Source organism: Paenibacillus sp. J22P277 (genome assembly GCF_059383675.1).
Genome location: NZ_JBXENS010000001.1, coordinates 725366 through 748432, shown reverse-complemented (window position 1 = coordinate 748432; position 23067 = coordinate 725366). Strand labels below are relative to the sequence as shown.

General features: G+C 61.8%; 19 protein-coding genes. 17 read left to right on the top strand and 2 right to left on the bottom strand.

What is annotated here, in order from left to right:
• Positions 1-23: 23 nt before the first annotated feature.
• The 5 genes from AC50YL_RS03830 (at position 24) to AC50YL_RS03810 (ending at position 5761) form a co-directional block, all read left to right on the top strand.
• The gene (locus AC50YL_RS03830) at positions 24-1004 is read left to right on the top strand and encodes an aldo/keto reductase (RefSeq protein ID WP_494829419.1); all 981 of its coding nucleotides are present in this window, start codon (positions 24-26) and stop codon (positions 1002-1004) included.
• A 137-nt stretch (positions 1005-1141) separates the two neighbouring features.
• Positions 1142-3193: a molybdopterin-containing oxidoreductase family protein gene (locus AC50YL_RS03825; protein ID WP_494829417.1), complete on the top strand. Its 2052-nt coding sequence runs from the start codon at positions 1142-1144 to the stop codon at positions 3191-3193.
• Positions 3194-3407: 214 nt separating this feature from the next.
• Positions 3408-3779 carry a hypothetical protein gene (locus AC50YL_RS03820; RefSeq protein WP_494829415.1) on the top strand — a complete coding sequence of 124 codons (372 nt, stop codon included), beginning with the start codon at positions 3408-3410 and terminating at the stop codon, positions 3777-3779.
• 125 nt (positions 3780-3904) lie between these two features.
• Positions 3905-4774 carry a helix-turn-helix transcriptional regulator gene (locus tag AC50YL_RS03815; RefSeq protein ID WP_494829413.1) on the top strand — a complete coding sequence of 290 codons (870 nt, stop codon included), beginning with the start codon at positions 3905-3907 and terminating at the stop codon, positions 4772-4774.
• 108 nt (positions 4775-4882) lie between these two features.
• On the top strand, positions 4883-5761 hold the full coding sequence (locus tag AC50YL_RS03810) for a phytanoyl-CoA dioxygenase family protein (protein ID WP_494829411.1): 879 nt from the start codon (positions 4883-4885) through the stop codon (positions 5759-5761).
• Between the two features lie 30 nt (positions 5762-5791).
• Here AC50YL_RS03810 and AC50YL_RS03805 read toward each other — a convergent pair whose 3' ends face one another.
• On the bottom strand, positions 5792-6661 hold the full coding sequence (locus AC50YL_RS03805) for a helix-turn-helix domain-containing protein (RefSeq protein WP_494829409.1): 870 nt from the start codon (positions 6659-6661) through the stop codon (positions 5792-5794).
• A 133-nt stretch (positions 6662-6794) separates the two neighbouring features.
• Here AC50YL_RS03805 and AC50YL_RS03800 point away from each other — a divergent pair, with 133 nt between their 5' ends.
• From AC50YL_RS03800 to AC50YL_RS03790, 3 genes are all read left to right on the top strand, one after another.
• The gene (locus AC50YL_RS03800; protein WP_494829408.1) at positions 6795-7859 is read left to right on the top strand and encodes a Gfo/Idh/MocA family protein; all 1065 of its coding nucleotides are present in this window, start codon (positions 6795-6797) and stop codon (positions 7857-7859) included.
• 56 nt (positions 7860-7915) lie between these two features.
• Entirely contained in the window at positions 7916-8755 is an 840-nt protein-coding gene (locus AC50YL_RS03795; protein ID WP_494829407.1) for a sugar phosphate isomerase/epimerase family protein, read from the top strand.
• 165 nt (positions 8756-8920) lie between these two features.
• Complete coding sequence (locus AC50YL_RS03790; RefSeq protein ID WP_494829405.1) at positions 8921-9496, top strand: nitroreductase family protein; 576 nt, start codon at positions 8921-8923, stop codon at positions 9494-9496.
• 177 nt (positions 9497-9673) lie between these two features.
• On the opposite strand, the gene AC50YL_RS03785 is transcribed toward AC50YL_RS03790, so the two are convergent.
• Positions 9674-12838, bottom strand: coding sequence for a beta-galactosidase (locus AC50YL_RS03785; protein ID WP_494829403.1), 3165 nt, complete (start codon positions 12836-12838; stop codon positions 9674-9676).
• 155 nt (positions 12839-12993) lie between these two features.
• Between AC50YL_RS03785 and AC50YL_RS03780 the strand changes: the two genes are divergently transcribed.
• The 9 genes from AC50YL_RS03780 (at position 12994) to yqeH (ending at position 23054) form a co-directional block, all read left to right on the top strand.
• A complete protein-coding gene (locus AC50YL_RS03780; protein ID WP_494829401.1) occupies positions 12994-14367 on the top strand; it encodes a LacI family DNA-binding transcriptional regulator in 1374 nt (457 codons plus the stop codon).
• Between the two features lie 404 nt (positions 14368-14771).
• The gene (gene spoVAC / locus AC50YL_RS03775; protein WP_494829793.1) at positions 14772-15224 is read left to right on the top strand and encodes a stage V sporulation protein AC; all 453 of its coding nucleotides are present in this window, start codon (positions 14772-14774) and stop codon (positions 15222-15224) included.
• A 2-nt stretch (positions 15225-15226) separates the two neighbouring features.
• Positions 15227-16243, top strand: coding sequence for a stage V sporulation protein AD (gene spoVAD, locus AC50YL_RS03770; protein ID WP_494829399.1), 1017 nt, complete (start codon positions 15227-15229; stop codon positions 16241-16243).
• 23 nt (positions 16244-16266) lie between these two features.
• Positions 16267-16617 carry a stage V sporulation protein AE gene (gene spoVAE, locus AC50YL_RS03765; protein WP_161741176.1) on the top strand — a complete coding sequence of 117 codons (351 nt, stop codon included), beginning with the start codon at positions 16267-16269 and terminating at the stop codon, positions 16615-16617.
• A 151-nt stretch (positions 16618-16768) separates the two neighbouring features.
• Positions 16769-17725 (top strand): AAA family ATPase, encoded by a 957-nt coding sequence (locus tag AC50YL_RS03760; RefSeq protein ID WP_494829398.1) that lies wholly within the window; start codon positions 16769-16771, stop codon positions 17723-17725.
• A 5-nt stretch (positions 17726-17730) separates the two neighbouring features.
• Entirely contained in the window at positions 17731-18987 is a 1257-nt protein-coding gene (locus tag AC50YL_RS03755) for a DUF58 domain-containing protein (RefSeq protein WP_494829397.1), read from the top strand.
• Positions 18984-21224 carry a transglutaminase TgpA family protein gene (locus AC50YL_RS03750; protein WP_494829396.1) on the top strand — a complete coding sequence of 747 codons (2241 nt, stop codon included), beginning with the start codon at positions 18984-18986 and terminating at the stop codon, positions 21222-21224. Before AC50YL_RS03755 ends, AC50YL_RS03750 begins: the two co-directional genes overlap by 4 nt.
• 181 nt (positions 21225-21405) lie before the next feature.
• A complete protein-coding gene (locus AC50YL_RS03745; RefSeq protein ID WP_494829395.1) occupies positions 21406-21933 on the top strand; it encodes a YqeG family HAD IIIA-type phosphatase in 528 nt (175 codons plus the stop codon).
• Positions 21930-23054 carry a ribosome biogenesis GTPase YqeH gene (yqeH, locus tag AC50YL_RS03740; RefSeq protein ID WP_494829393.1) on the top strand — a complete coding sequence of 375 codons (1125 nt, stop codon included), beginning with the start codon at positions 21930-21932 and terminating at the stop codon, positions 23052-23054. Before AC50YL_RS03745 ends, yqeH begins: the two co-directional genes overlap by 4 nt.
• Positions 23055-23067 lie beyond the last annotated feature (13 nt).

Genomic DNA, 23067 nt, shown 5'->3' with positions numbered 1-23067 from the left:
ATCGATAAACGGAGGGATCGCATATGCGGTACAGCGCAATACCGGGAACGGATTTGAACGCGGCAGTCATCGTCATGGGAACAGCCGGCTTCGGCGGGACCATGGCGGAAGAGGACGCTTTTCGATTATTCGACTTGTACGTGGAACAGGGCGGCAATTTCTTCGACACGGCAATCGTCTACGACGACTGGCTGAGCCAAGGCAGAAGCTTGACGGAAATTCGGTTGGGCAAATGGCTGAAGGAACGCGGCATTCGCGAGAAGCTCGTGCTCGCGACCAAAGGCGGTCATCCCGAGCTGAGCGCGATGCATATCGGAAGGCTCGGCAGGGACGACCTCATCGCGGACGTGGACCGGAGCCTGCGCCAGCTGCAGATGGACTACATCGACCTCTACTGGCTTCACCGCGACGATCCGGCCGCCCCGGTGGAAGGCATCATGGATACGCTGGACGAGCTGATCAAGTCCGGCAAGATCCGCGGCATCGGCTGTTCCAACTGGACGGTCGAACGGATCAAGCAAGCGCGGGCTTACGCCGAAGGTAACGGCCTCGCGCCGTTTGCGGCGAGCCAGCCGCTCTGGAATCTCGCATCGCTGAACCCCGGGTCCTTGGGGGACAAGACGCTCGTCGCGATGAGCGAGGCGGACAAGCATTACTTCGAGGAAACCGGGATGGCCGTTATTCCGTTCTCGTCGCAGGCGAACGGCTTCTTCGGCGGACGCTACGCGCGCGGGCGGGAAGCGGGGCGCGAAGGCAGCGCATCGGCGGTCGAACGGCATTATTTCAACGACATCAGCTTTGCCCGGCTAGACCGCGTGCAGGAGCTGGCCGCGGAGCTCGGCGCCACCGGTTCGGCGATCGCGCTGGCCTACCTCACGTCCCAGCCGTTCCCGGTATTCCCGATCATCGGGGCATCGAAGCCGGCCTACGTCATCGACAGCTGCGCGGCGGGCGATTTGGCGCTGACGCCGCAGCAGGTGCATTATTTGGAAACAGGCGAGTAATACGAAGAGTCTGCCGACCTTTACCGGGTCCGGCAGGCTTTTTTGCAGGCTCGCATAACGACGGCATGCCCGAGGATGCCGCCGACGGAGCAATCTAGTATAATCAGGGTATCGCAAGCACGGAAAGGAGTGGCGGCATGAGCGGCTACGCAGAACAGAAGAACGGCGTATTTCCATCGGTATGCTCGCTGGATTGTCCCGACCAGTGCGGCCTGCTGGTCCATAAGCAGGACGGCGTCATCGTCAAGATCGAAGGGGATCCCTCGCACCCGGTCACGCAGGGAGCGATTTGCAATAAAGTCCGCAACATGACCGCGAGAATCTACGACGAGAAGCGGTTGAAGCATCCGCTTCGCCGGATCGGTCCGAAGGGAAGCGGACAATTCGAGCCCGTCAGCTGGGAGGAAGCGATCGGGACGATCACGTCCCGCTGGAAGTCGCTGATCGCGGAAGAAGGTCCGGAGTCGATTTTGCCGTACAGCTTTTACGGCAACATGGGCCGGGTCAATACGGAAGGGATGGGCCGCCGGTTCTTCAACCGGATGAACGCGAGCGAGCTGATCTATTCCATCTGCGAAGCGGCAGGCACCGTCGGGTACGGCTTCACGATGGGCGGCAGCTACGGGACGGATCCGGAGGATACCGTCCATGCGAAGCTGATCGTCATGTGGGGCGTCAACGCGGTCAGCACGAACATGCACCAGGTCGCGATCGCGGAGAAAGCGCGCAAGAACGGCGCGACGATCGTCGTCATCGACGTGCACCGCAACCGCACCGCCAAGTGGGGCGATTGGTTTATTCCGGTGCTTCCGGGAACGGACGCGGCGCTCGCCCTCGGCTTGATGCATGTGTTGTTTGCCGAGGAGCTGGTAGACGAAGCGTTCATGGAGCAGTATACGGTCGGCAGCGTGGAGCTGCGCGAGCATGTGAAATCCTACACGCCGGCGCACGTCTCCGCGATCACGGGCGTGCCCGAGTCGGATATCGTGAAGCTGGCCCGCATGTACGGCGGCGTCGACGGGTCCGCGTTTATCCGGATCGGCAACGGACCGCAGCATCACGACAACGGCGGCATGACGACCCGGGCGATCGCCTGCCTGCCGGCTTTGACCGGACAATGGCTGAAGAAGGGAGGCGGGGCGATCAAAGGCAACGGCGGCCATCTGGCGCTCAACCAGCGGGCGCTGGCGAGGCCGGACCTAAAGCCGAGAGAACTGAAGCGCCCGCGCAAGATCAACATGAATCTGCTCGGCATCGCGCTGCACGAGCAGGAGAAGCCGATCCGGTCGCTGTACGTCTATAACGCCAATCCCGCCGTGGTTGCGCCGAATGCGGACAAGGTAAGGGAGGGGCTGGCCCGCGAGGATCTGTTCACCGTCGTCCACGAGCTCTTCATGACGGAGACGGCCAAGTACGCCGACATCGTCCTCCCGGCTACCTCGACTTTCGAGAACACGGACGTCTATTCGTCCTACTGGCACCACTACGTGCAGATTCAACAACCGGTCATCCCGCGCTACGGCGAAAGCAAATCCAATACCGAGGTGTTCCGCCTGCTCGCGGAGGCGATGGGCTACGAGGACGAGGCGCTGCGGGACAGCGACTTGGATATGATCGATCACGCATTGAACAATCCGAACAACCCGAACCTGGAAGGCATTACCGCCGGCCTGCTGCAGGAGAAGCAGTTCGCCAAAGCGAACGTGCAGCCGCTGCTGCCGGGACGACTGCGGACGCCGAGCGGACGCATCGAGCTGTATTCCGTCGCGATGGAACGCCAGGGCTTCCCGCCGATGCCGACTTATACGCCGCTCGCCGATGACGGACCGTATCCGTTTCTCTTCATACCGACGGTCAACCACAGCTTCCTGAATTCCACCTTCGCGCATAACGAGAAGCATATGGCGATGGAGAAGATGCCGAAGCTGCACATGAACGCCGCCGATGCGGAAGGGCTTGGCATCCGGAACGGCGACGCGGTGAAAGTGTGGAACGGCCGCGGCGAATGCGAGCTGACGGCCGCCGTCGGGGAGGACGTGCTGCCCGGCGTCGTCGTCAGCCAAGGCTTGTGGGCGGACGGCGCGGATCGCAAGGCCGTCGTAAACGCGCTCACGCCCGACCGCGTCGCGGACATGGGACAAGGAGCGACCTTCTTCTCGGGACGCGTCGCCGTCGAGCGGGCGGTGTAGGGGCCGGCGGCGCAATATCTTGCAGGCTCGGTTATTTACTTTATTTTAGTAAGCTGCTTGACATAAATAACTGTAACTCATATAATTACAGTAACAGAGAAAAGGGACGGCTAGCAGGCAGCCTTGCGAATCGTCCCCTTTTCCACCCTATACTGTAACTGATACACTTACAGTTAAGGAGCTTCCAAAAATCCGCAGACAGGTGGTGCTGACGATGGGCTTTGCGATTAGTGATTGGGTACAAGGCAGAACGAAAGACGGGGAACTTATTCAAGGATTCATAACGTCGCTGAACGAAAGGCAGAACATTGCGACGGTTTATGTCGTTCAATCGGATCACGATGCCGCCGTAGGCACTACGGTCGCCGTGTTGAGCAATTGGCTCAAGGAACAGCCGACGCTTCAGGTGCTGGATTACGAAGAGCCGATCATGGACTTCATCGAGCTTGCGCTGGCGACGCGCGATTCGGAGTGGTTCGCGGAGCTGACGGAGCGTCTGCACGCGATCGCGGAGAAGCAGGAACAGAATGCGGACGGCAGCGCGCCGATCCTGCACGGCCGCAACCGCCTCGGCCAAATCTATTGATCATAGAAGAGGCGTTCATATAAGAAAAGGCCGGGACGGAGGGTCCCGGTCTTTTCGGCGTTCGCTTGTCTTGGTAAAATGGTAGCAGACGTTCCATTTTGCCATCGTACCGGGAGGCTTCCGACATGAGTTTGCGCGTTTTGATGAACGGCCGGCTTTTGCGCTTGGAACATGTGACGACGGATCGTCAGCAGGGCCGCGCCGGCATGCTGACGGTCCGCCACCGGCATCCCGTGTTTCATCTGATGTACGTCACGGACGGCGAAGGCCGCTTTCTCGTGAACGAACGCATGACCCGGGCGGTGCCGGGATTATTGTATATCGTCAATCCGGATGAATGGCATCAGTTCCACGGGGACGAACGGACCCCGCTGCATAATCTCGAATGCACCTTTCTCGTCCGCGACGAGGAGGAGCGACCCGTCTGCGCCAATTTTTTCGATTGGTTCGAGGAGAAGCGCGGCGTTCCGGTGCCGCGGATGCTTCGGGCGCAGCCTATCGCCGTCCCTGCGCAGCTCCGTCCGTGGCTGCTGGAGGGCTTCAACCGGCTGCTGGATCCCGCCAACCGCTTCCTCACGGCGGAGCATCGATCCCTCATGGCGATGGACCTGCTGCTGCGCGCGGAGGAGCTGCTGTGGCAATTGATCGCCGCGGACGGCGTCGTGCCGGGCAGGCTCGGCGTCGCCGAGGAGATCGACACGCTGAAGCGGCATATGACCGCCCGCCTCGGCGAGCCCGTCCGATTGGAGGAGCTGGCCGAGCTCGTCCACTGGTCGCCGAATTATTTGTGCCGCGCGTTCAAGGCGCACGCCGGCATGGCGCCGATGACGTACTTGCAGCGGCTGCGGATGGCGGAAGCGGAGAAGCTGCTGCTGTACACGGATTACCCCGTGTTTACGATCGCGGCCATGCTCGGCTACGAGGATCCGTCGTATTTCGCGCGTCTATTCCGCAGGCATCACGGGCGCGCGCCCGTCGAATACCGAAGAGGATAAGATCGTCCGCATCGAAGCGAATTTTGTACCTTCAACGGTGGCCGGCCTGCTGGTAGCATAGATGGCAGGAAGACCAATCGAAGCGTTCAAAAACGGAGGCATGCGGATATGCGGTTATCGCTGGAGCAAATCATATCGTATCAAACGGAAGGGTATCTCATCGTACCGGACGTGCTGGACGGCAAGGACCTGCAGCCGGTCATCGACGAGCTGGAGCGGGAGATCGACGGCCGCGCGCGGAGGCTGTTTGCGGAAGGAAAGCTGAAAGCGCTTTACGAGGCGGAGCCGTTCGAACGTCGTTATGCTTGTCTGTACGGGGAGTGCCCGGAGATCGGCAAGGGGCTGGACATCCAGTCCTATCTGGGCGAAGCGATGTTCAGTCTGCTCGGGCACGGCAAGCTGCTGGACGTCGTGGAATGCCTGCTTGGGAGCGAGCTCAGCTGCAACCCGATCCAGCATGTGCGGGCGAAGGTGCCGTCGAAGCTCGCCGCGGATGAACCGGATTATTTTCAAAACGTGCCTTGGCATCAAGACTGCGCGGTGACGTCGCCGGATTCCGAGGCTTCGGAGATCATCACGTTCTGGATGCCGCTCGTGGACGCGACGGCGGAGACGGGCTGCATGGAAGTCATGCCGCGCGTATTCAAGCAGGGCTACATCAACCACAGGGCAGAGGGCGGCACGACGATCGACCCCGACAAGCTGCCGGACGCGAAGCCGGTGCTCGCGGAATGTCCGAAGGGCGGTCTCGTCATCATGAACAAATACACGCCGCACAGGGGCATCGGCAACCGCTCGGATATCGTGCGCTGGTCCATTGATCTGCGCTATCACAAGACGGGGGCGCCGTCGGGCCGTTCGTTTCAGCCTTCCTTCCCCGTGCGCAGCGCGTCGGAGCCGGACGGCGTGCTGCGGGATGCCGAGGAATGGCGGCGACTCTGGCAGGCGGTCAAGGATGAGAAGGGCCGCAAGATGCATCGCGTCTAAGCGGATTGCGAACCCGGGACCCGTCTCTCGTCAGACGGGTCTTTTGGCTTTGCGGTAAGCCAGCGGCGCCATCCCCTTGCGTTCGCGGAAGATCTTGGCGAAGGTCTTGTACGAACCGAACCCGACCTCGAGCGCGACCTCGACGACGCTGTAGTCGGTCGAGACGAGCAGGGAGCTCGCATGCCGAAGCCGCAGATCCTGCAGGAAATGAACGAACGTCTGCCCGGTCTTCTCCTTGATCACCTCGCTGATGCGCGAGGCGCTCATGCCGAACCGGTCCGATAGCTGCGTCAGCGTAACGTCTTCCTGGTAATTGCGGTGAATATGATGAATGATGGGCCAGACGGACGCGCCCGGCTTCGAGGAGGACGCGATCGCCGCATCGGCCGGCTGATGCTTCCGCCGCTCGCGGTCGAAGCAGACGAGCAGCTCCTTCAGCCGGGCCTGCAGCAGCGTAAGCCGCCAGGGAGCGTTCCCTTCGTACTCGCGCATCATGTCGTCGATGAGGAAGCGCGTGCGTTCCGCGATGGCGCCGGTAAACGCCGTATACGGCGGAAGCGGGCTTGGCTCGATCAGCTCCGCCAGCCCGTCGCCGTGACCGCCGGCGTCCATCAGGAGATCCATGCTGAACATGCAGTTGTACAAGAGCAGCGTGCTGCCCGGTTCCGTGAACAGCTCGTGCACTTGATACGGCTGCACGAACGTGAACGTGCCCGGGACCATCTCGTGCCGGACGTTGTTGACGACCTCGGAGCCCCGGCCTTCGATGACGTACGACAGCTCCAGAAAGTCGTGGCGATGCGCCCGGAAGCCGCGCTGCAGCGCATGAATGCCGATATGGAAAGGGAACGCCGAGTCGACGTTCGGATACGTTTTCAAATAATCCGGAAAATGGGTCATGGCAATTGCGATCCTCCGAAGAAATGGGACGTTTATCGAAATATGAGACAAGCTTTTTCCTACAGACTACTTTATCATAGAATCGAACACTAGCGTTATCAGGCAGGCAAGGTATCCGGGGAGGAACTAGGCGATGGCAATTCGGATCGGCATTATCGGCGCCGGCAATATTGGAAGCGTTCACGCTTCGCAGTTCTCGCAGCTGCGCGACGTTTGCGAAATAACGGCAATCACGGATCTTTATTTGCCTTTGGCGGAGCAGCGGGCGGTCGAATACGGCATTCCGGCCGTGCTGGAATCGCCGGAGGCGCTCATTCAAAGCCCGAACGTGGACGTGGTCATCATCGGCGTGCCGAACCAGTACCACGCGGAGCTGGCCGTTCGGGCGATCGAAGCCGGCAAGCACGTGCTGCTGGAGAAGCCGATGGGCATCAACGCGGCGGCGGCCAAGGAGATTTTGAAAGCAAGCGAGGCAACCGACAAGGTCGTCATGATCGGACATCAGATGCGCTGGGAGTCCGTGCCGATGCAGATCAAGGAACAGATCGACCGCGGCGAGCTCGGCAGGATCTATACGGCCAAGACCGGCTGGTACCGCCGCAAGGGCATCCCGGGCTGGGGCACGTGGTTCACGCGCATGGATCAATCCGGCGGCGGCCCGCTGATCGACATCGGCGTGCATATGCTCGACCTGGCGCTGTATCTCATGGGCAATCCGAAGCCGGTGTCGGTCTATGGCGCGGCGTACGCGGAATTCGGACCGAAGCGCAAGGGCATCGGCACCTGGGGCAAGCCGAATTGGAACGGCGTCTACGACGTCGAGGATCTGGCGACCGCGCTCATCAAGATGGAAGACGGCAGCTCGCTTACGCTCGAAGTCAGCTGGGCGGTTCATATGGATACGGACAACACGCCGTTCGTGCACCTGATGGGCACCGAGGGCGGCGCGAGCTACCGCGGCGCGACCGGGAAGCTGCTGACGGAGAAGTTCGACAAGCCTTTGGAAACGCAGCTTTCCCGGCCGGAGAACGACGAGCACGAGCGGCTGCGCTTGAGCCGGCATTTCCTCGACTGCATCATTACGGGCAAGCAGCCGATCACGTCGGCGCTGACGGGCTTTACGAACAATCTGGTGCTGGACGCGATCTACGAATCGTCGCGGACGGGCCACGAAGTGAAACTCGACTGGAATCTGTAAGGCGCGGTTCATCGCGCGCACCCCGAATCTAGTAAAACTATGGAGGCTGACAGCATATGTTAAAAGGACTTTCCCGCGCCGGACTCGGCGATATCGGCAGCGACGAGCGCTTCATCGCGCTTGCCGGCGAATACGGCTTTCAAACCGTCGACATCGACGCGAAAGGCTTGATCGACCGCAACGGCCTCGAAGGCGCTCGCAAGCTGCTTACGGACAACGGCGTGACGATCGGCTCCATCGGCTTGTCCGCGGAGTGGCGGCATTCGGAGGACACTTTCCGCGCCGGCCTCGCGAAGCTGGCGGAAGAAGCCGCGGCCGCGGCGTCGCTCGGCGTTCGCAATTGCTGCACGTACGTGCTGCCCGCGACGGATTACAAGGCGGCGCATTTCGCCGTGATCGCGACGCGCCGGCTGCGCACCTGCGCGCAAATTCTCGGCGCTTACGGCATCCGCCTCGGCCTCGAATTCGTCGGCCCGCATCATCTGCGGACCGCTTGGGCGAATCCGTTCCTGTGGACGGTGGAAGAAACGCTGGATTGGATCGCTGCCATCGGCGAGCCGAACGTCGGCCTGCTGTTCGACTCCTATCACTGGTACACGAACGGCCTCGGTCTCTCCGCCATCGAAGCGTTGACGCCGGATCAGATCGTGCACGTGCATATCAACGACGCGCCGGACGTGCCCGTGGAAGAAGCCCGCGATAACGGCAGATTGTACCCGGGCGAAGGCGTCATCGATCTGGGCGGCTTCCTGAAGGCGCTGAACGCGATCGGCTACAAAGGCTCCGTCACGCAGGAGATCCTGTCGGCGGAAGCGCCGGCGGACACTGCGGAAGGCTTGCTGGCCCGTTCGAGAGCCGGTTTCGATAAAGTCTACCTTGCAGCCGGCTTGGCTTAAGCTGGCAGTAAGCGAAAGCGTCCCGATCGGACCGGCGATTGCCGGTCCGATCGGGACTTTTTTTGCGCGCCGGCGCATGAGCGGCGCCGTCCGCCCGTTCAAATTTTACCCGCGGCTATGCTACAATAAGTCTATCAAACCGTTGGTAGAGAACAGGAGACGAACATGGACATTATCGAAGCGATTCGCACTAGAAGAAGCATCGGCAAAGTAACGCAGGAGCCGGTCGCGAAAGAAACGATCGAGCAAATACTGGACGCGGCCGTCTGGGCGCCGAATCATCGGCTGACCGAGCCTTGGCGGTTCTTCGTGCTGAGCGGCGAAGGCCGCGGCAAGCTGGGCGAAGCACTGGCGGCGATCGCGGTGGCGCAGGCGGGCGCAGGCTTGGATGCGGAGGCGCTGCAAGCCAAAGCCGAGGACGCCAAGAAGAAAGCGCTGCGCGCGCCGGTCGTCATCGCCGTCGCCGTCGTTCCGGCGGAACGCAAGGACGTCATCGAGCTGGAAGAATACGGCGCCGTCAACGCGGCGATTCAAAATATGCTGCTGACGATCCATGCGCTCGGCTTGGGGGCGGTGTGGAGGAGCGGAGAGCCCTGCTATCACCCGCTCATGAACGAAGCGTTCGGCCTGCGTCCGCAGGACAAGATGCTGGGCTTTATTTATTTGGGCGTTCCCGACATGGCGCCGCCCCAGGCGAAACGGTCGTCGGCGGCAAGCAAGACGACGTGGGTCGAAGCCTAAGCAGGTGACGGTTAATAAGCAAAGGGTTATCGCTAAGGCAAATAGGTAAGCGGAGAGGCAACAAGGTAAGCGGAAAGCGTAAGAGAAAAGGCAAATGAAAAAGGGCGAGCGCGTCCCCTCGAGGGAACGCGCTCGCCTTTTTATTGTCCCGCTATGCCGAGCATGGAAGCTGCCGGCTTATCGAACCTCGATCGCGATTTCATCCGGGCGGTATACGCCGAGCAGCTTGCCGCCGGTGTCCGCGGCGAACATGACCGTCCGTTCCTGCGGAAGCGAGAACGCGTAGCGCACGCCCGTCTTCGGGTCGCGGACCTCGATCGCGGCATCGCAGGCGAATTCCGAGACGAAGACGTAGAGCGAGCCGGCCGCGAACGTCAGCTTGCGCCCGTATACGCCGGGCAGTTCGCCCCCGTGCAGCCATTCCAGCTCGGCCTCGACGCCTGCTTGCTCAATGGCCTCCCCGTACACCGCCAGCAGCGGCTCCAGACGTTCGTTCAGCTCGATCGGCAGCGGGCAGTACAGCAAGCTTCCCGCGCCGAGGTTCAGTGCCGTCAGCTTCGCCGGGCCGCCTTCCGCCGAAGCCGCCAGGCCTTTGTTGCTGTCCGCGATACGCGTTCCGCCGAACGAGACCGGCAGGAATTTGCCGTTCAGCTCCAGCAGCTCTTCGCGGAGCAGGTTGCCGACGGCGCCGAGTCCGAGCGCGTCCGCCTTCGGCTGAACCGGCCGCCAGTATTCGTCCAAGCCGAGCGGCCCGGTGAACAGCAGCGTGCCGCCGTGCGTCTCGACATGGGATACGAGCTTCTCCAGCGCCGCTCCGCTGAAGTTGTGCGCGCTCGGCACGAGGATCAGCTTCGGCTTTGCCGCGGCGAGCGACCCCAGCTGATATTCGCCTACCCCGAAAGCATGGACGTTCATCGCATACGACAGCGTGCGGATGGCGCGGGTCGTCGCGTCGTACGCCAGGTTGCGGTTGGAGAAGTCGTTGGAGTACGGATAGACGACGGCCACCTCTTCGAGTTGGCGATCCTTGAACAGATCGCGGATGCCCGCCATGAAGGCGCCGAAATCATAGGAGACCGCCGCCTCCGGTTTCTCCGTGCCGTCCGCGCGCAGCGCGCCGATATTGGATTCGTTGACATTGTTCATGTAGAAATTGATGTTCCAGATCCACTGCACGGCGCCGGCGCCGCCGGTGGAGAACGAATAGGCGTATTTGCGCTCGAGAATGTTGCGCAGCTCTTCTTCGCTTCGTTTCGCGCGTCCGTCCGGCGTTTCCACGTACATGATGCCCGTCTCCTGGATCAGGTTCGGTTTGTCCGGCGCCTTGGCGAAGATGCCGTCCCACACGAGATTGTCCATCAGCCACCACGAGTGCACGGTCGTATAATCGACGGCTTCCGCGTAGAAGAACGGGGAAGGACGCTGCTTGCCGAGGCCTTCGTCCTGGCCGACCGTCACGAGCTGCTTCGGCTGGATGGAACGGATCGTCTCGATCAATTGGGACGCCCAGCGGTTGTGCATGTCCATCGTGAACAGCGTGTAATCGAGCCACTGGCCGCCGCGTTTGGCGACGTTCTCCGTCGTGCCGAAATTGATGTCGTCCGGCTCCGGGAGCACGACGGCATCGAACGACGGCAGCTCGGCGGGCGTCATGTTCCAGCGCTCCTGCAGCAGCCCGATCTCGCCGTGGCGCTCGCGCAGCCACGCCAGGTAAGCGGCTTTCTCGAACGGATCCCGGGCGGAACGCGGTCCCTTGAAAATCCGTTTCGGATCGAACATGGACGGCTCGTTGATGAGATCCCAGTGCACGTGCTTCGAATTCCTATGGCGCGTTACGATGGCCGCGATGAACCGCTTCTGCGCTTCCACGCTGCGCGGGTCGAGGTAAGGGTTGACGCCTTCCCAGGCTTCCGGCGTAAAGGCGAAGAAATTGAACGTCACTTCCATGTCGTACCGCTTCGCGGTCAGGAACAGGGCGTCGATCGCGCGAAGCACCTCCTCGTACGGGTGGCCGTCGACGAACATGACGCTGCGCCATGCCGTCCAGACGCCGGTCCGGATGGAGTTGATGCCGGCGCGCTTCATTTGCGCCATGTCGCGGTCCCAGACGGCCGCGTTCGGCAGAAACAGGAATTTGCGGGCCACGTCGCTCGTCATGTAGGTCATGCCGACGATCGGCAGCGGCCGTCCGTTCTTGATGAAATAATCGCGGTCGCACGAGATCATCTCGCCGGATTCCAGCAGCGCTTGATCCATGCCCCAGAAGCCTTGGCGCAGGAGACGGCGTTCGCCGGTCGGGGACACGGCTTCGCACTCGACGGCATAGAAGCCCGTTTCCGCGTCCAAAGGCGTAACAATACGCTGGATGACGAGCTCGCGGCCGATCTCGAGCACGGCTTCCGTACGCCAAACCTCGGTGAAATTCCCGCCGTCGTAATCATACGACGGCACGGGCTCGCCGACTTCGCTGTTATTCGCCTTCAGGATGCGAAGCTTGAACGACCAAGCCGCGGTGCTGGAGCTGACGCGTTCCGTACGCGTCTGAAGCACTTGCTGGCCTTGCAACATCAGAACGGGACGCTCCCCCCGTTCATAGGAGCCGTAGTTCGGCTTCAGCCACAGCTCCGTGACGCCGGCCGCCGCGAACTCGGCCCAGCGCGCCAGCGCCTCCGCGCCGCTGCCGGACCAGAACGGGGAACCCAACCGCTGGTTCACGAAAATCATCCGACTGCCGGCGAACGGTCCTTTCGTATGCTCGAGCAGTACGGCGGGGGCGGAGCGTTCGCGCTCCAGGCCGTCTCCGCTGATGCCTTTCAAGAGCGGATAGAGATGCGCGTCGATCGGGCCGGCGGAACCGAGCTCGCCCGGACGGTCGTCCGTGCGGGTCACGTGCAGCACGAGCCCGAACGTCGGCTCGATCGCGAAGAGCGGCTCGCTGCCTGCGAAGAGCGGAATCTCCCGATGATGCGCGAGCTTGGCGATGCCTTCCGTCGTCACGGGCAGCGCCTCGTGAATATGGAGCTGCTGGTGGTATGCGGTTTGGTCCGGTTCCGGCGTCCAGCTGCCGTCCGTGCCGTTGACCGGCGTTTTGAACGGCGCGCCGCCGGCGGCGATCAGACCTTTGCCTTCGGAAGCATGCGCGAGGATGGCCGGCCAAGCGGATTTCGGGAAGTAAGCTCCGTGCAAATGCACGTACACGGCCGCGTCGCGCAGCGCGTCTTCCAGCTCGGATGCCGTTACGACCCGGAAGCTTTCGCGCAAGCGCGCGATCGATGCCGCATCCGGACGTTCGCCCGCGTAAGGGAAGCTTTCGTCGTAAAACAGAATGTGAGGATTGCCCATTTCTTCTTCACTGCCTCTCGTCGGTAAGTATTGTCCGGGATTTGTTAGGTTTGTTAGGTAAAAGATGCTTTGTCCGGGCCCACTTTAGAGGTAAAATAGACAAAAGTCAACGGAGAAGATAACGACTTCCCGCTCACGGAACGGAGGCGCCTGCAATGGCTCGGAAAATATCGATGCAGCATATCGCCGACAGGCTCGGCGTGTCCAAATACACGGTGTCGCAAGCGCTTGCCGGCAAGCCCGGCGTCAGCGAAGCGACGCGCCTCGAGGTGACGGCGCTCGCGGAAGCGCTCGGGTACGATCTTCGGGCGTCGGGCAGAAGGGGAGGACAGCCGCAGTTCTTAACGGAGCCTCGGCCCATGCCGGAAATACGGTTGATACAGGACATCCGGTCTACTCCGGAGATACGGCCCAAATCCGAACAGCAGTCCATGCCCGAGCCGCAGCACTTGCTTCAGACGGACACCAACCCCGTACCGCCGGAACGGCCAATCTCGCCCCGAGAAGACGGTCCGCTGCTCTTCATCGGCCTCGACGAGCGCCACGCGAAGGAACCGAACTTCTGGAAACGGGTCGTCGAGGGGCTGGAGGCGGGCTGCAGGCAGCGGGGGCTGACGCCGAGGTTCTTCACGTTCGGCCAATCGGCTTATGCTTTCGACGAGCTCCCGGAGCTGCTCGGCATTAGCGGATCCGAGCGGCGCGCGTTGGGATTTATCATCGCCGGCAGTTGCCCGCTCGGCACGCTGCTGCAGCTGGCGCGCTTCGGCCTGCCGATGGTGCTGGCGGACCATGAAGCGCCGCTGACCGGCGCGGACGCCGTGCTGAACGCCAATGCGGAAGCGGGCCGCATGGCCTGCCATCATTTGCTGTCCCAAGGCTGCGCGGCGCTCGTGTTCATGGGCAGGGACAGCTTTGCGGTCAGTTTTCGGGAACGCTGGTGGGGCTGCAGGCTGGCGTTGGACGAAGCGAAGGAGACGCGGCGCGTGCCGCCCCGCGCCGCAAGCGCGCCGACCGGCAACGCAAGCACGCCTGGCCGCGCCGATAGCGCGCAGAGCCTTGCTGCAAGCGCGCCTAACCTCGCCTTCAACGCGACGAATGCAGCAGGCGAAGAAGGCTCCGCCGATCCCGGCAACCGCGGGGAGTTCCTTCCCCAATTGAAGAAATGGACCATCCCGTACGGCGGCGCGCAATGGCGGACATGGCAGGCGGTGCTCGAACGGCGCTTGGACGCCGCCGCAGCCGAAGGCAGCCTGCCGGAAGGCTTTATTTGCGCCAATGACGACATCGCGCTCTGCCTGCTGCAGCTGCTCGCGGAGAAGGGGCTAGGCGGGAGCGGCATCCGCGTCGTCGGCATCGACAATACGGCGCCTGGCATGGAAGCTTCCGTACCGCTTACGACCGTGGATCTGGCGAAGGAACGGCTCGGCATTCGGGCCGTGGAAGCCTTCGTCCGCAAGCTGACCCAGCCCGGTTCCCTGCCGGAGAAGATCATCCTCTCCGCGCGGCTGGTCGTCCGGAATTCCGGCTGAGGCGCGGGAATATGGGCCGGATATGTCGCCGCTCCGCAAGCGCCCGCATAGGATAACCCAGAAGCCTATCCCGGCCGAGAGGAGTTTCTTCGAATGCCCTTTGAACGCGATTTGCGCGGCATCTTCATGCTGCTGGCGTTGGTGCTTTACGTGCTGCTGGTCGTTTTGTTGGTGGTTGCGCTGTTTTGAGCCCTTGGAACGTCCGGGCTTTCCGCCTCATAACCTTCGTTTCCGATGCGCGGGAACGAGGGTTATGAGGCGTTTCCGGTCGGACTTTCCCTTGCCGCGAACCCTGCCAATTCTGGCATAAAGAAACCTTGGATGACGCATACTCCTTTAAAGACCATCAAGAGGAGGGTACCACTATCGCAACCAAGAGCGCGGGACAAAACAAATACAAAAAGATGTCGATGTCGCCCAAAGAATATCAAAACTTCGCCAAAACGCGGGAGCCTTCGAGATCGATCCTGGCCAACTGCGTGCGCGCTTTTCTGATCGGCGGCTTGATCTGCATCGTGGGACAAGCCATATCCGAGGTGTTCGTGTACGGCCTCCACATGTCGCGGACGGCGGCGGGCAACCCGACCGTGGCCGTGCTGATCCTGATTTCGGTCATCCTGACCTGCCTCGGCGTTTACGACAAAATCGCCCAGTGGGCCGGCGCGGGTTCGGCCGTTCCCGTCACCGGCTTCGCCAACTCCATGTGCTCGGCGGCGCTCGAGCACCGCGCCGAAGGGCTCGTGCTGGGCGTCGGCGCCAACATGTTCAAGCTGGCCGGCTCGGTCATCGTATTCGGCGTCGTCGCCGCGTTTTTCGTCGGGCTGGTCTATCTGATTTTCGGAATCGAGGGACACTGACGATGCTGCGCGGAAAACAAACATGGTGGTTCGATCAACGTCCCGTCATCATCGGCGAAGCGACGGTCGTCGGTCCCGACGAGGGGGAAGGTCCGCTCGCCGCCGATTTCGACCTCGTCCATCCGGAGCTCGACATGCAGCAGAAGAGCTGGGAGAAGGCGGAGCGCCTCTTGCTGGAGCAGGCGTCCCAGATGGCGCTCGACAAAGCCAAAGTCAACAAGCAGCAGCTGCAGTTTTACGTCGGCGGCGATCTGATGAACCAAATCATCAGCAACAGCTTCGCGGCCCGTACGATCGGCGCTCCCTATCTCGGCGTGTTCGGCGCCTGCTCCACCTCGATGGAGTCGCTTGCGCTCGCCTCGCTGATCGTCAATTCCGGCTCCGGCCAATACGTGCTCGCGGGCACCTGCAGCCATAACTGCACGGCGGAGAAGCAGTTCCGGTATCCGACGGAATACGGCGCGCAGAAGCCGCCGACCGCGCAGTATACCGTAACGGGCGCGGGAGCGGTCGTCATCGCGCCGGAGGGCGAGGGGCCGGTCGTCGAATGCGCGACGATCGGCAAAATCGTCGATCTCGGCATCACGGACCCGTTCAACATGGGCGCCGCGATGGCCCCGGCGGCCGTGGATACGCTGACGGCGCATTTCAACGACACGGGCAGGCAGCCGAAGGACTACGATCTCATCGTGACGGGCGATCTGGCCACCGTCGGCCACGGCATCGCCAAGGATCTGTTCGCCAGGGACGGCATTCCGATGGAGGATACGGTGTTCGGCGACTGCGGGCTGATGGTGTACGACGTGCAGAACCAGAAGGTGCAGGCGGGCGGAAGCGGCTGCGGCTGCTCCGCCGTCGTGACGTACGGGCATCTGCTGAAGCGGCTGAAGAAAGGCGAGCTGAAGCGCATTCTCGTCTGCGCGACCGGGGCGCTCCTGTCGCCCTTGTCCTACCAGCAGGGGGAGACGATTCCCTGTATCGCGCATGCCGTTGCGATCGAAAGTCCCATGCACAACTAACCATACGAAAGGAGCAGGGCAGCATGATTTATTTGTGGGCATTCATCGTCGGCGGCGGCATTTGCCTGATCGGACAGCTGATGTTCGACGTCGCGAAACTGACGCCGGCGCATACGATGGCGACGCTTGTAGTGGCGGGCGCGATCGTGGACGGCATCGGCTGGTACGATCCGCTCATCAAGTTCGCGGGCGCAGGCGCGACGGTGCCGATCACGAGCTTCGGCAACGCGCTGGTGCACGGCGCGATCACGGAGCTCAACCGGGACGGGTGGATCGGGATCATCACCGGGATCTTCGACATCACGAGCGCGGGCATATCCGCGGCGATCATTTTCTCCTTCCTGGCGGCGCTCGCCGTCAGGCCGAAGGGGTAACGGCAGCATTTACCAGCGAAATTGGAGGTTCCCTGTGGGAATCTCCAATTTTTTTTGGCGGTTCTGCGCTATACGGGACTCTGTATTTTCTGTAAAATAATAGGACTAGAAACTGCACTCATTATCTAGCACTTTTCCGGGAGGAATGTTCATGGATACACGTACCGCGGAATACCGTTTAAGCAATGAAATCCGCCGCAATCTGGAGAGCTGCATCCTGGGAAAACAAGCCGAAATCGAGCGGCTGCTCACCGCGCTGCTGGCCGGCGGCCACGTTCTGATCGAAGACGTTCCGGGCACGGGGAAAACGCAGCTCGTCAAAGCGCTCGCGCGCACGATCGGCGGCCAATTCCGCCGGATTCAATGCAACCCCGATCTTCTGCCGTCGGATATAACGGGGGTAGCCATCTACCATCCGAAGAACGAAACCTTCATGTTCCGTCCGGGTCCCGTCATGGCGAACCTGGTGCTCGTGGACGAGATCAACCGCGCGACGACCAAGACGCAATCCGCGCTGCTCGAAGCGATGGAAGAACGCCATATCACGGTCGACGGCGATACGTACAGCCTGCCGGTGCCGTTCACGCTGATCGCCACGCAGAATCCGATCGAATTCGACGGCACGTACACGCTGCCCGAGGCGCAGCTGGACCGTTTCATGATGAAACTCTCGCTCGGGTATCCCGATGCGGCGACCGAGCGCCAAATGATCGTATCGCCTCACGCCACGTCGCCGGCGGAGCTGCTCGAGCCCGTCGCCACCGCCTCGCAGGTCGCGCAGATGATGGAGGACGTAAAACGGGTGCACCTCGACGCCGCCGTCGCCGACTATATCATCCGCATCATCCGCGGCACGCGGGAGCATAGCGGCGTGCAGCTGGGCGCGAGCCCGCGGGCGGCGATCTCGCTCACGGCGGCCGCCAGGGCGAACGCGTACCTGCAGGAACGCGATTACGTCATACCCGACGACATCAAGCTGCTTGCCTCGTCCGTTCTGGCGCATCGGATCATTCTGCATACGGAATCCCGAATGAACGGCTTGACCACGGAGGATGTCGTGCAGGCGGTCGTCGGCGAGACGAGCGTACCTGTCCGAATGGAGCGTTAACGTTTATGTTGACGGCGAAAGCAACGATACTCAGGTGGCGGCTGATCGGGTTTCTTTATATAGCCTCATTGTTGTTCGTGCTGTTTCAAGGCGGGAAAACGTCGCTGATGCTGTTCTGCATCTTCAACGTGCTGCTCATATACCTGGTGTTCGGCCGTTGGAGCGGGATCGCGCAAGTCGCCGGAGAGCGCAGGCTGAACTACGGCGGGAATGCGCCGACGGAGCAGGCGCTCGTGGCGGGCTCGCGGCTGGAAGTGAATATCGACGTGCAGATTCCCGGCTTCTGGCCGATTCCGTACGTGCTCGTCCGCGACCGCCTGGTCGCCCAGAACGGCAGCTCCGTCCCGTTCGAGGCTTCGTTCGTGCCCAACTACCGCCGGGCGGGAAATATTAATTATATGACGCCTCCCCTGGAGCGGGGCGTGTACCATTTCGAATCGACGGAATGCTCCACGCGCGATATATTCGGGTTGTTCGAGCATTCGGGGACGTTCCAGTCGTCGGTGCCGTTCAGCGTCTATCCGCGCACTGCGGCCATTCGCGACTGGCGGCAGATGAAGCGCGGCTCGAAAGGGCCGTTCTCCACGTCCGTTTCGCGCTTGTCCTCGAAAGAAACGACGCAAATCAACGGCGTCCGCGAATATATATACGGCGACCGGCTTTCCCGCATCCACTGGAACGCGACGGCCAAGACCGGCCAATGGAAGTCCAAGGAGTTCGAACGCGAGTCCCTGCCGCGCATGATCGTCATGCTGGACCGGTATTCCGGCGCTTACGGCCGGAACGAGCAATTCGAGCTCGCCGTATCCGCCGCGGCTTCCCTGCTGGAATTCGGCTTTAGGCGCTCGACGGCGGTCGGGCTGATCTCGGTCGGGGCCAAGCATGAGGGCTACGCGCCGAATGCGTCGGCCGACCAGCGCGAGCTGATGCTGAAGCACCTCGTGCGCGTGCAGGCGGACGGGGATCAGCCGCTGTACCGCGCGATCCGGCAGTCCGGAGCCATCGCCGGAGCGGGTTCCTTCGTCATCATCGTCAGCCCGCAGGAGGGCGAGGAGACGATCCGCGCCATGGAATGGCTGAACCGCACCGGCGTCGTGCCGGTGCTCATTCATTTGAAACGGCCCGAGGACCCTCGCGGCAGCAAGGTCAGCGATATCCGTTCGGGCGAATGGCTGCGGCTGCTGCGCAGAAGCGGCTTTACCGTCTATACGATCGGCAAGCTTCAGGAACTGCCCGAAGCGCTGGAAGGAGGCCGAGCATGACAGCATTCCGACATATGGCCCTTCGCTGGCTTTCCGCGGACGTGTACCGCAAAATCTCCGCCTGCTTCGCGGCGCTCATGATCTATCAATGGATCCGCTGCCTCGGCGATTACTGGTGGAGCGAGACGTTCACGATCGTAAACGGCGTCTTGCTCGCGGCAGCCTTGGCAAACCTGCTCATTCCGTCCAAGGGGCTGTCGATCGGGCTTCAGCTGATCGCCCTTGCCGGATTGAACGTCGCGTTCACCGATTTTCAGTGGCTTCCGTTCGAAGGCAGCCGCCGGAATATCATGGATTGGTTCCATTGGATCGGCTATCAATTCGGGGAGCTGAACCCGTTTCTCTGGATCAGCCTCGGCGTGTTGGCCGCCTTTCATATACTCGTTCTTCTTCGGTACAAGCGAATCTTTATTTTGCTGCTTGCCGGCGTTGCGGTACTGTCGCTGACGGTCGCGGACTCGATTTTCACGCCGATCTATTTGTGGGAAGAGATCGCTTGGATCGTATTCATCGGCCTGGGCTGGCTGGTCGCCAGCCATTTCGCGGGCTTCAAGGAACGCCACCCGGACAATTGGGCGCAGATGGTCGAATATCCGCTCAGCCTGTTTCTGCCGATCCTGCTCATCCTGACGCTCGTCATGGCCGCGGGGCTGTTCGTTCCCACGGTGAAGCCGGTGCTGACCGATCCGTATACGGCATGGAAGGAATCGCGCGGCGAGACCGTGCCTTCGTTCGTCGGCGATAAGGCCATCACGGTGGCGACCACCAAGAACAACGCCGATACCCGGTCAGGCTACAGCCGCAACGACAGCGTCCTCGGCGGCGGCTTCACGTTCGACTACACGCCCGTCATGACGGTGACGACCAACTACCGCAGCTATTGGCGCGGCGAGACGAGGGCGCTCTACAACGGCACCGGCTGGCTGGAATCGCCGGAAGAAAAGGCCGAAGCGGCTCAGGCCGGCGTCGCTCCGGGCAAGGGGCTTCCGGCGAACGGCATTCCGAAGACCACGGCGACGGAGGTCGTCGACCAGACGGTCGAGATGGTCCGCAAGGACAAGTACCCCGTGCTGTTCGGAGCGGGGCCGATCACGAAGGTGACGAAGATCAACGACAGCGCGGATGCGTTTCCGGCGATGAGCTGGCTGCCCGACTCTTGGGAACTGCGGCTGGCCAAGGGGGCATCGGTTCGTTATCCCAAGACATATACCGTGCAATCGAACGTGCCCGTTCTGGACGAGAACGCGCTTCGCAGCGGAGCGGCGGCCGAACCGGCGGGCGGCATCGGCAGCATCTACCTGGAGCTGCCCAAGGGGCTGCCGGATCGCGTCGCCGAACTTGCGCAGCAGCTGACCCAGGATGCGGCAACCCCTTACGATAAGGTGCGGGCATTGATCAGCTATTTGCAATTGAACTACAACTATACGAACACGCCGGATTTGAGCAAGAAATCAAGCAAGGACTTCGTCGATGCGTTCTTGTTCGAGATCCGGGAAGGCTATTGCGATTATTTCTCCACGAGCCTTGCGGTCATGTCGCGCTCGCTCGGGATTCCGGCCAGATGGGTGAAGGGATATTCCTCCGGCAGCCTGCCGGGCAATCCGAGCCTCCAGCAGATGCAAGGCATTCCCGACGCGGTCAACGCGAATCCGGACGGCGCCGGCACGTATACCGTACGCAACGCGGACGCGCATTCCTGGGTCGAGATTTATTTCAACGGCTACGGCTGGCTGCCGTTCGAGGCAACGCCCGGCTTCAGCTATCCGTACGCGCTGCCTAAGGACGAACCGGAAGCCCCCGCGCAGGTCGATCCCGCGGACGACGTCAGCACGCCGGTCGAACCGGTGCAGGAAGACGGCGGCTTCGAAGTGAAGCCGTGGATGTTCTGGGCGGCTGCGGGCGCGCTGGCGCTGGCGCTCGCCGTCTACTCGTACCGCGCGTTCCCGGCGGTGCTTCGCCGCTATCGCGGCGGCTCGGACACGATTAACGCCCGGATCGTAAGCGAGACGAACCGGCTGATCAAGCATTGCCGCAGGAAGGGGCTGGACGTGCAGGGCAACGAAACGGTCAGGGAGACCATGAGCCGCTGGTCGGTTCGTCTAACGTCCCTGCAGTCGCAATTCAGCATCGTGCAGCATGCTTTCGAGCAGGCGATGTACAGCAGCAAGTCGATGTCCCAGGAGGAAGCGGACCGGGTATCGGCGACGATGAAACAAATCCGCGAGCATTTGGGCTGATGGGAGTCATGGAGCCGGCTAAGGTGCGTATGCATCCGCGCCGGCTTTTTTGCGACATCGGGAGGACGTGGCGTTTCCTGACCGCGCTCGGTGCGGCTTTTCGGGCGCCTGCGTGTTTTTGCAACAAATTCGCAAGTTATGGTATAGTTTGCGTGATAGCCATGACAGGGGAGTCGAAATTATGTTCGAACGGCTGTTGCCGCAAATGCGCGTCAATACCATCTACGATATCAATCTGCATGCCCTCAAAGAGCAGGGCGTCTCAGGAATCATTACCGATCTCGATAATACGCTTGTCGGCGCAAGAGTGCCGCTCGCGACGCCGCAGCTGGTCAAATGGCTCGACGACGTGCGCGATCTCGGCTTCAAGGTCGTCATCGTATCGAACAATAACGAAACGCGCGTGTCCAAATTCGCGAAGCCGCTCCGAATTCCTTACGTGCATGCCGCGCGCAAGCCGGCGAACGCCGCTTTCGTGCGGGCGCTGAAGGAACTCGGCCTGCCCGCCGAGCGGACGGCCGTCATCGGGGACCAGATGATGACCGACGTGCTGGGCGGTAGAAGGATGGGGCTGTTCACGATTCTGGTCAGACCGATCGCGCCGGATGACGAGGGCATCATGACCCGGTTCAACCGGTTGCTCGAGAAGGTCGCCCTGTCCCGTCTGCGGAAGAAAGGGCTCTGGCCCGAGGAGGAACGGAATTCATGATCAAACAGCAAGAAGAAGGCGCGGCGTCGTGCGCGGGATGCGGCATCAAGCTGCAAACCGAAACGGCGGAGAAGCTGGGCTATATCCCGGCTTCGGCGCTGGCCAAGGAACCTGCGATCTGCCAGCGGTGTTTCCGAATCAAGAACTATAATGAAGCGGCATCGGTCGCGGTCGATAACGACGATTTCCTGCGGCTGCTCGGCAGCATCGCCGGGACGAACAGCCTGGTCGTCCACATCGTCGATCTGTTCGATTTCGAAGGCAGCCTGATTTCCGGCCTGCAGCGGTTCGTCGGCAACAATCCCGTGCTGCTCGTCGTAAACAAGATCGATCTGTTGCCGAAGGGCATCAACCCGAACCGGCTGCTCAATTGGGTGCAGAAGCAGACGAAGGCGGAGGGGCTGAAGGTCGTCGATATCGCGCTCTGCTCCGCCAAGCGCAATATCGGCTTCGAACGGGTGATCGAGGCGATCGGCCGCCACCGCGGCGACCGCGACGTCTACGTCGTGGGCGCGACGAATGTCGGCAAATCGACGCTGATCAACCGGTTGATCCGCGATTACAGCGACATGGAGCGCGAGCTGACGACCTCGCGTTATCCCGGCACGACGCTCGATGCGGTGCATATCCCGCTCGACGACGGCAGGGACATCATCGATACGCCGGGGATCGTTTACCGGCACCGCATGACGGAGATCGTGGAGCGCGACGTGCTCGGCGCCCTGCTCCCGGACAAGCCGATCAAGCAGCTCGTGTACCAGTTGAACGCGGGACAAACGCTGTTTTTCGGGGCGCTGGCGAGGTTCGACTTCATCGAAGGCAACCGCCAATCGTTCTCGATATACGTCTCCAACGCGCTGCAGGTGCACCGGACGAAGCTGGAGCGCGCGGACGAGCTGTTCGCGGACCACAAGGGGGAACTGCTGGCGCCGCCTTCGCGGGAGCAGCTTGAAGCAATGCCGCCGTGGACGCGTCACCGCCTTACGATCCGCCGGGGCGTCGACACCGATATCTTCGTCTCCGGTCTCGGCTGGATACACGTGAACGGCGAGGACGGCGCGATCGTGGACATTCATGCGCCGAAGGGGATCCGGGTGCTGACCCGCGACGCGCTGATTTAATCGCCGATTCATC

What these genes read in the sequence shown, in the direction of transcription:
- AC50YL_RS03755 (WP_494829397.1), top strand. Translation starts at nt 17,731, where the DNA reads ATGTTGACGGCGAAAGCAACGATACTCAGGTGGCGGCTGATCGGGTTT.
- spoVAE (WP_161741176.1), top strand. Translation starts at nt 16,267, where the DNA reads ATGATTTATTTGTGGGCATTCATCGTCGGCGGCGGCATTTGCCTGATC.
- AC50YL_RS03795 (WP_494829407.1), top strand. Translation starts at nt 7,916, where the DNA reads ATGTTAAAAGGACTTTCCCGCGCCGGACTCGGCGATATCGGCAGCGAC.
- AC50YL_RS03815 (WP_494829413.1), top strand. Translation starts at nt 3,905, where the DNA reads ATGAGTTTGCGCGTTTTGATGAACGGCCGGCTTTTGCGCTTGGAACAT.
- AC50YL_RS03785 (WP_494829403.1), bottom strand. Translation starts at nt 12,838, where the DNA reads ATGGGCAATCCTCACATTCTGTTTTACGACGAAAGCTTCCCTTACGCG.
- AC50YL_RS03780 (WP_494829401.1), top strand. Translation starts at nt 12,994, where the DNA reads ATGGCTCGGAAAATATCGATGCAGCATATCGCCGACAGGCTCGGCGTG.
- AC50YL_RS03820 (WP_494829415.1), top strand. Translation starts at nt 3,408, where the DNA reads ATGGGCTTTGCGATTAGTGATTGGGTACAAGGCAGAACGAAAGACGGG.
- AC50YL_RS03810 (WP_494829411.1), top strand. Translation starts at nt 4,883, where the DNA reads ATGCGGTTATCGCTGGAGCAAATCATATCGTATCAAACGGAAGGGTAT.
- spoVAD (WP_494829399.1), top strand. Translation starts at nt 15,227, where the DNA reads ATGCTGCGCGGAAAACAAACATGGTGGTTCGATCAACGTCCCGTCATC.
- AC50YL_RS03790 (WP_494829405.1), top strand. Translation starts at nt 8,921, where the DNA reads ATGGACATTATCGAAGCGATTCGCACTAGAAGAAGCATCGGCAAAGTA.
- AC50YL_RS03760 (WP_494829398.1), top strand. Translation starts at nt 16,769, where the DNA reads ATGGATACACGTACCGCGGAATACCGTTTAAGCAATGAAATCCGCCGC.
- spoVAC (WP_494829793.1), top strand. Translation starts at nt 14,772, where the DNA reads ATGTCGATGTCGCCCAAAGAATATCAAAACTTCGCCAAAACGCGGGAG.
- AC50YL_RS03830 (WP_494829419.1), top strand. Translation starts at nt 24, where the DNA reads ATGCGGTACAGCGCAATACCGGGAACGGATTTGAACGCGGCAGTCATC.
- AC50YL_RS03750 (WP_494829396.1), top strand. Translation starts at nt 18,984, where the DNA reads ATGACAGCATTCCGACATATGGCCCTTCGCTGGCTTTCCGCGGACGTG.
- AC50YL_RS03745 (WP_494829395.1), top strand. Translation starts at nt 21,406, where the DNA reads ATGTTCGAACGGCTGTTGCCGCAAATGCGCGTCAATACCATCTACGAT.
- AC50YL_RS03805 (WP_494829409.1), bottom strand. Translation starts at nt 6,661, where the DNA reads ATGACCCATTTTCCGGATTATTTGAAAACGTATCCGAACGTCGACTCG.
- AC50YL_RS03825 (WP_494829417.1), top strand. Translation starts at nt 1,142, where the DNA reads ATGAGCGGCTACGCAGAACAGAAGAACGGCGTATTTCCATCGGTATGC.
- AC50YL_RS03800 (WP_494829408.1), top strand. Translation starts at nt 6,795, where the DNA reads ATGGCAATTCGGATCGGCATTATCGGCGCCGGCAATATTGGAAGCGTT.
- yqeH (WP_494829393.1), top strand. Translation starts at nt 21,930, where the DNA reads ATGATCAAACAGCAAGAAGAAGGCGCGGCGTCGTGCGCGGGATGCGGC.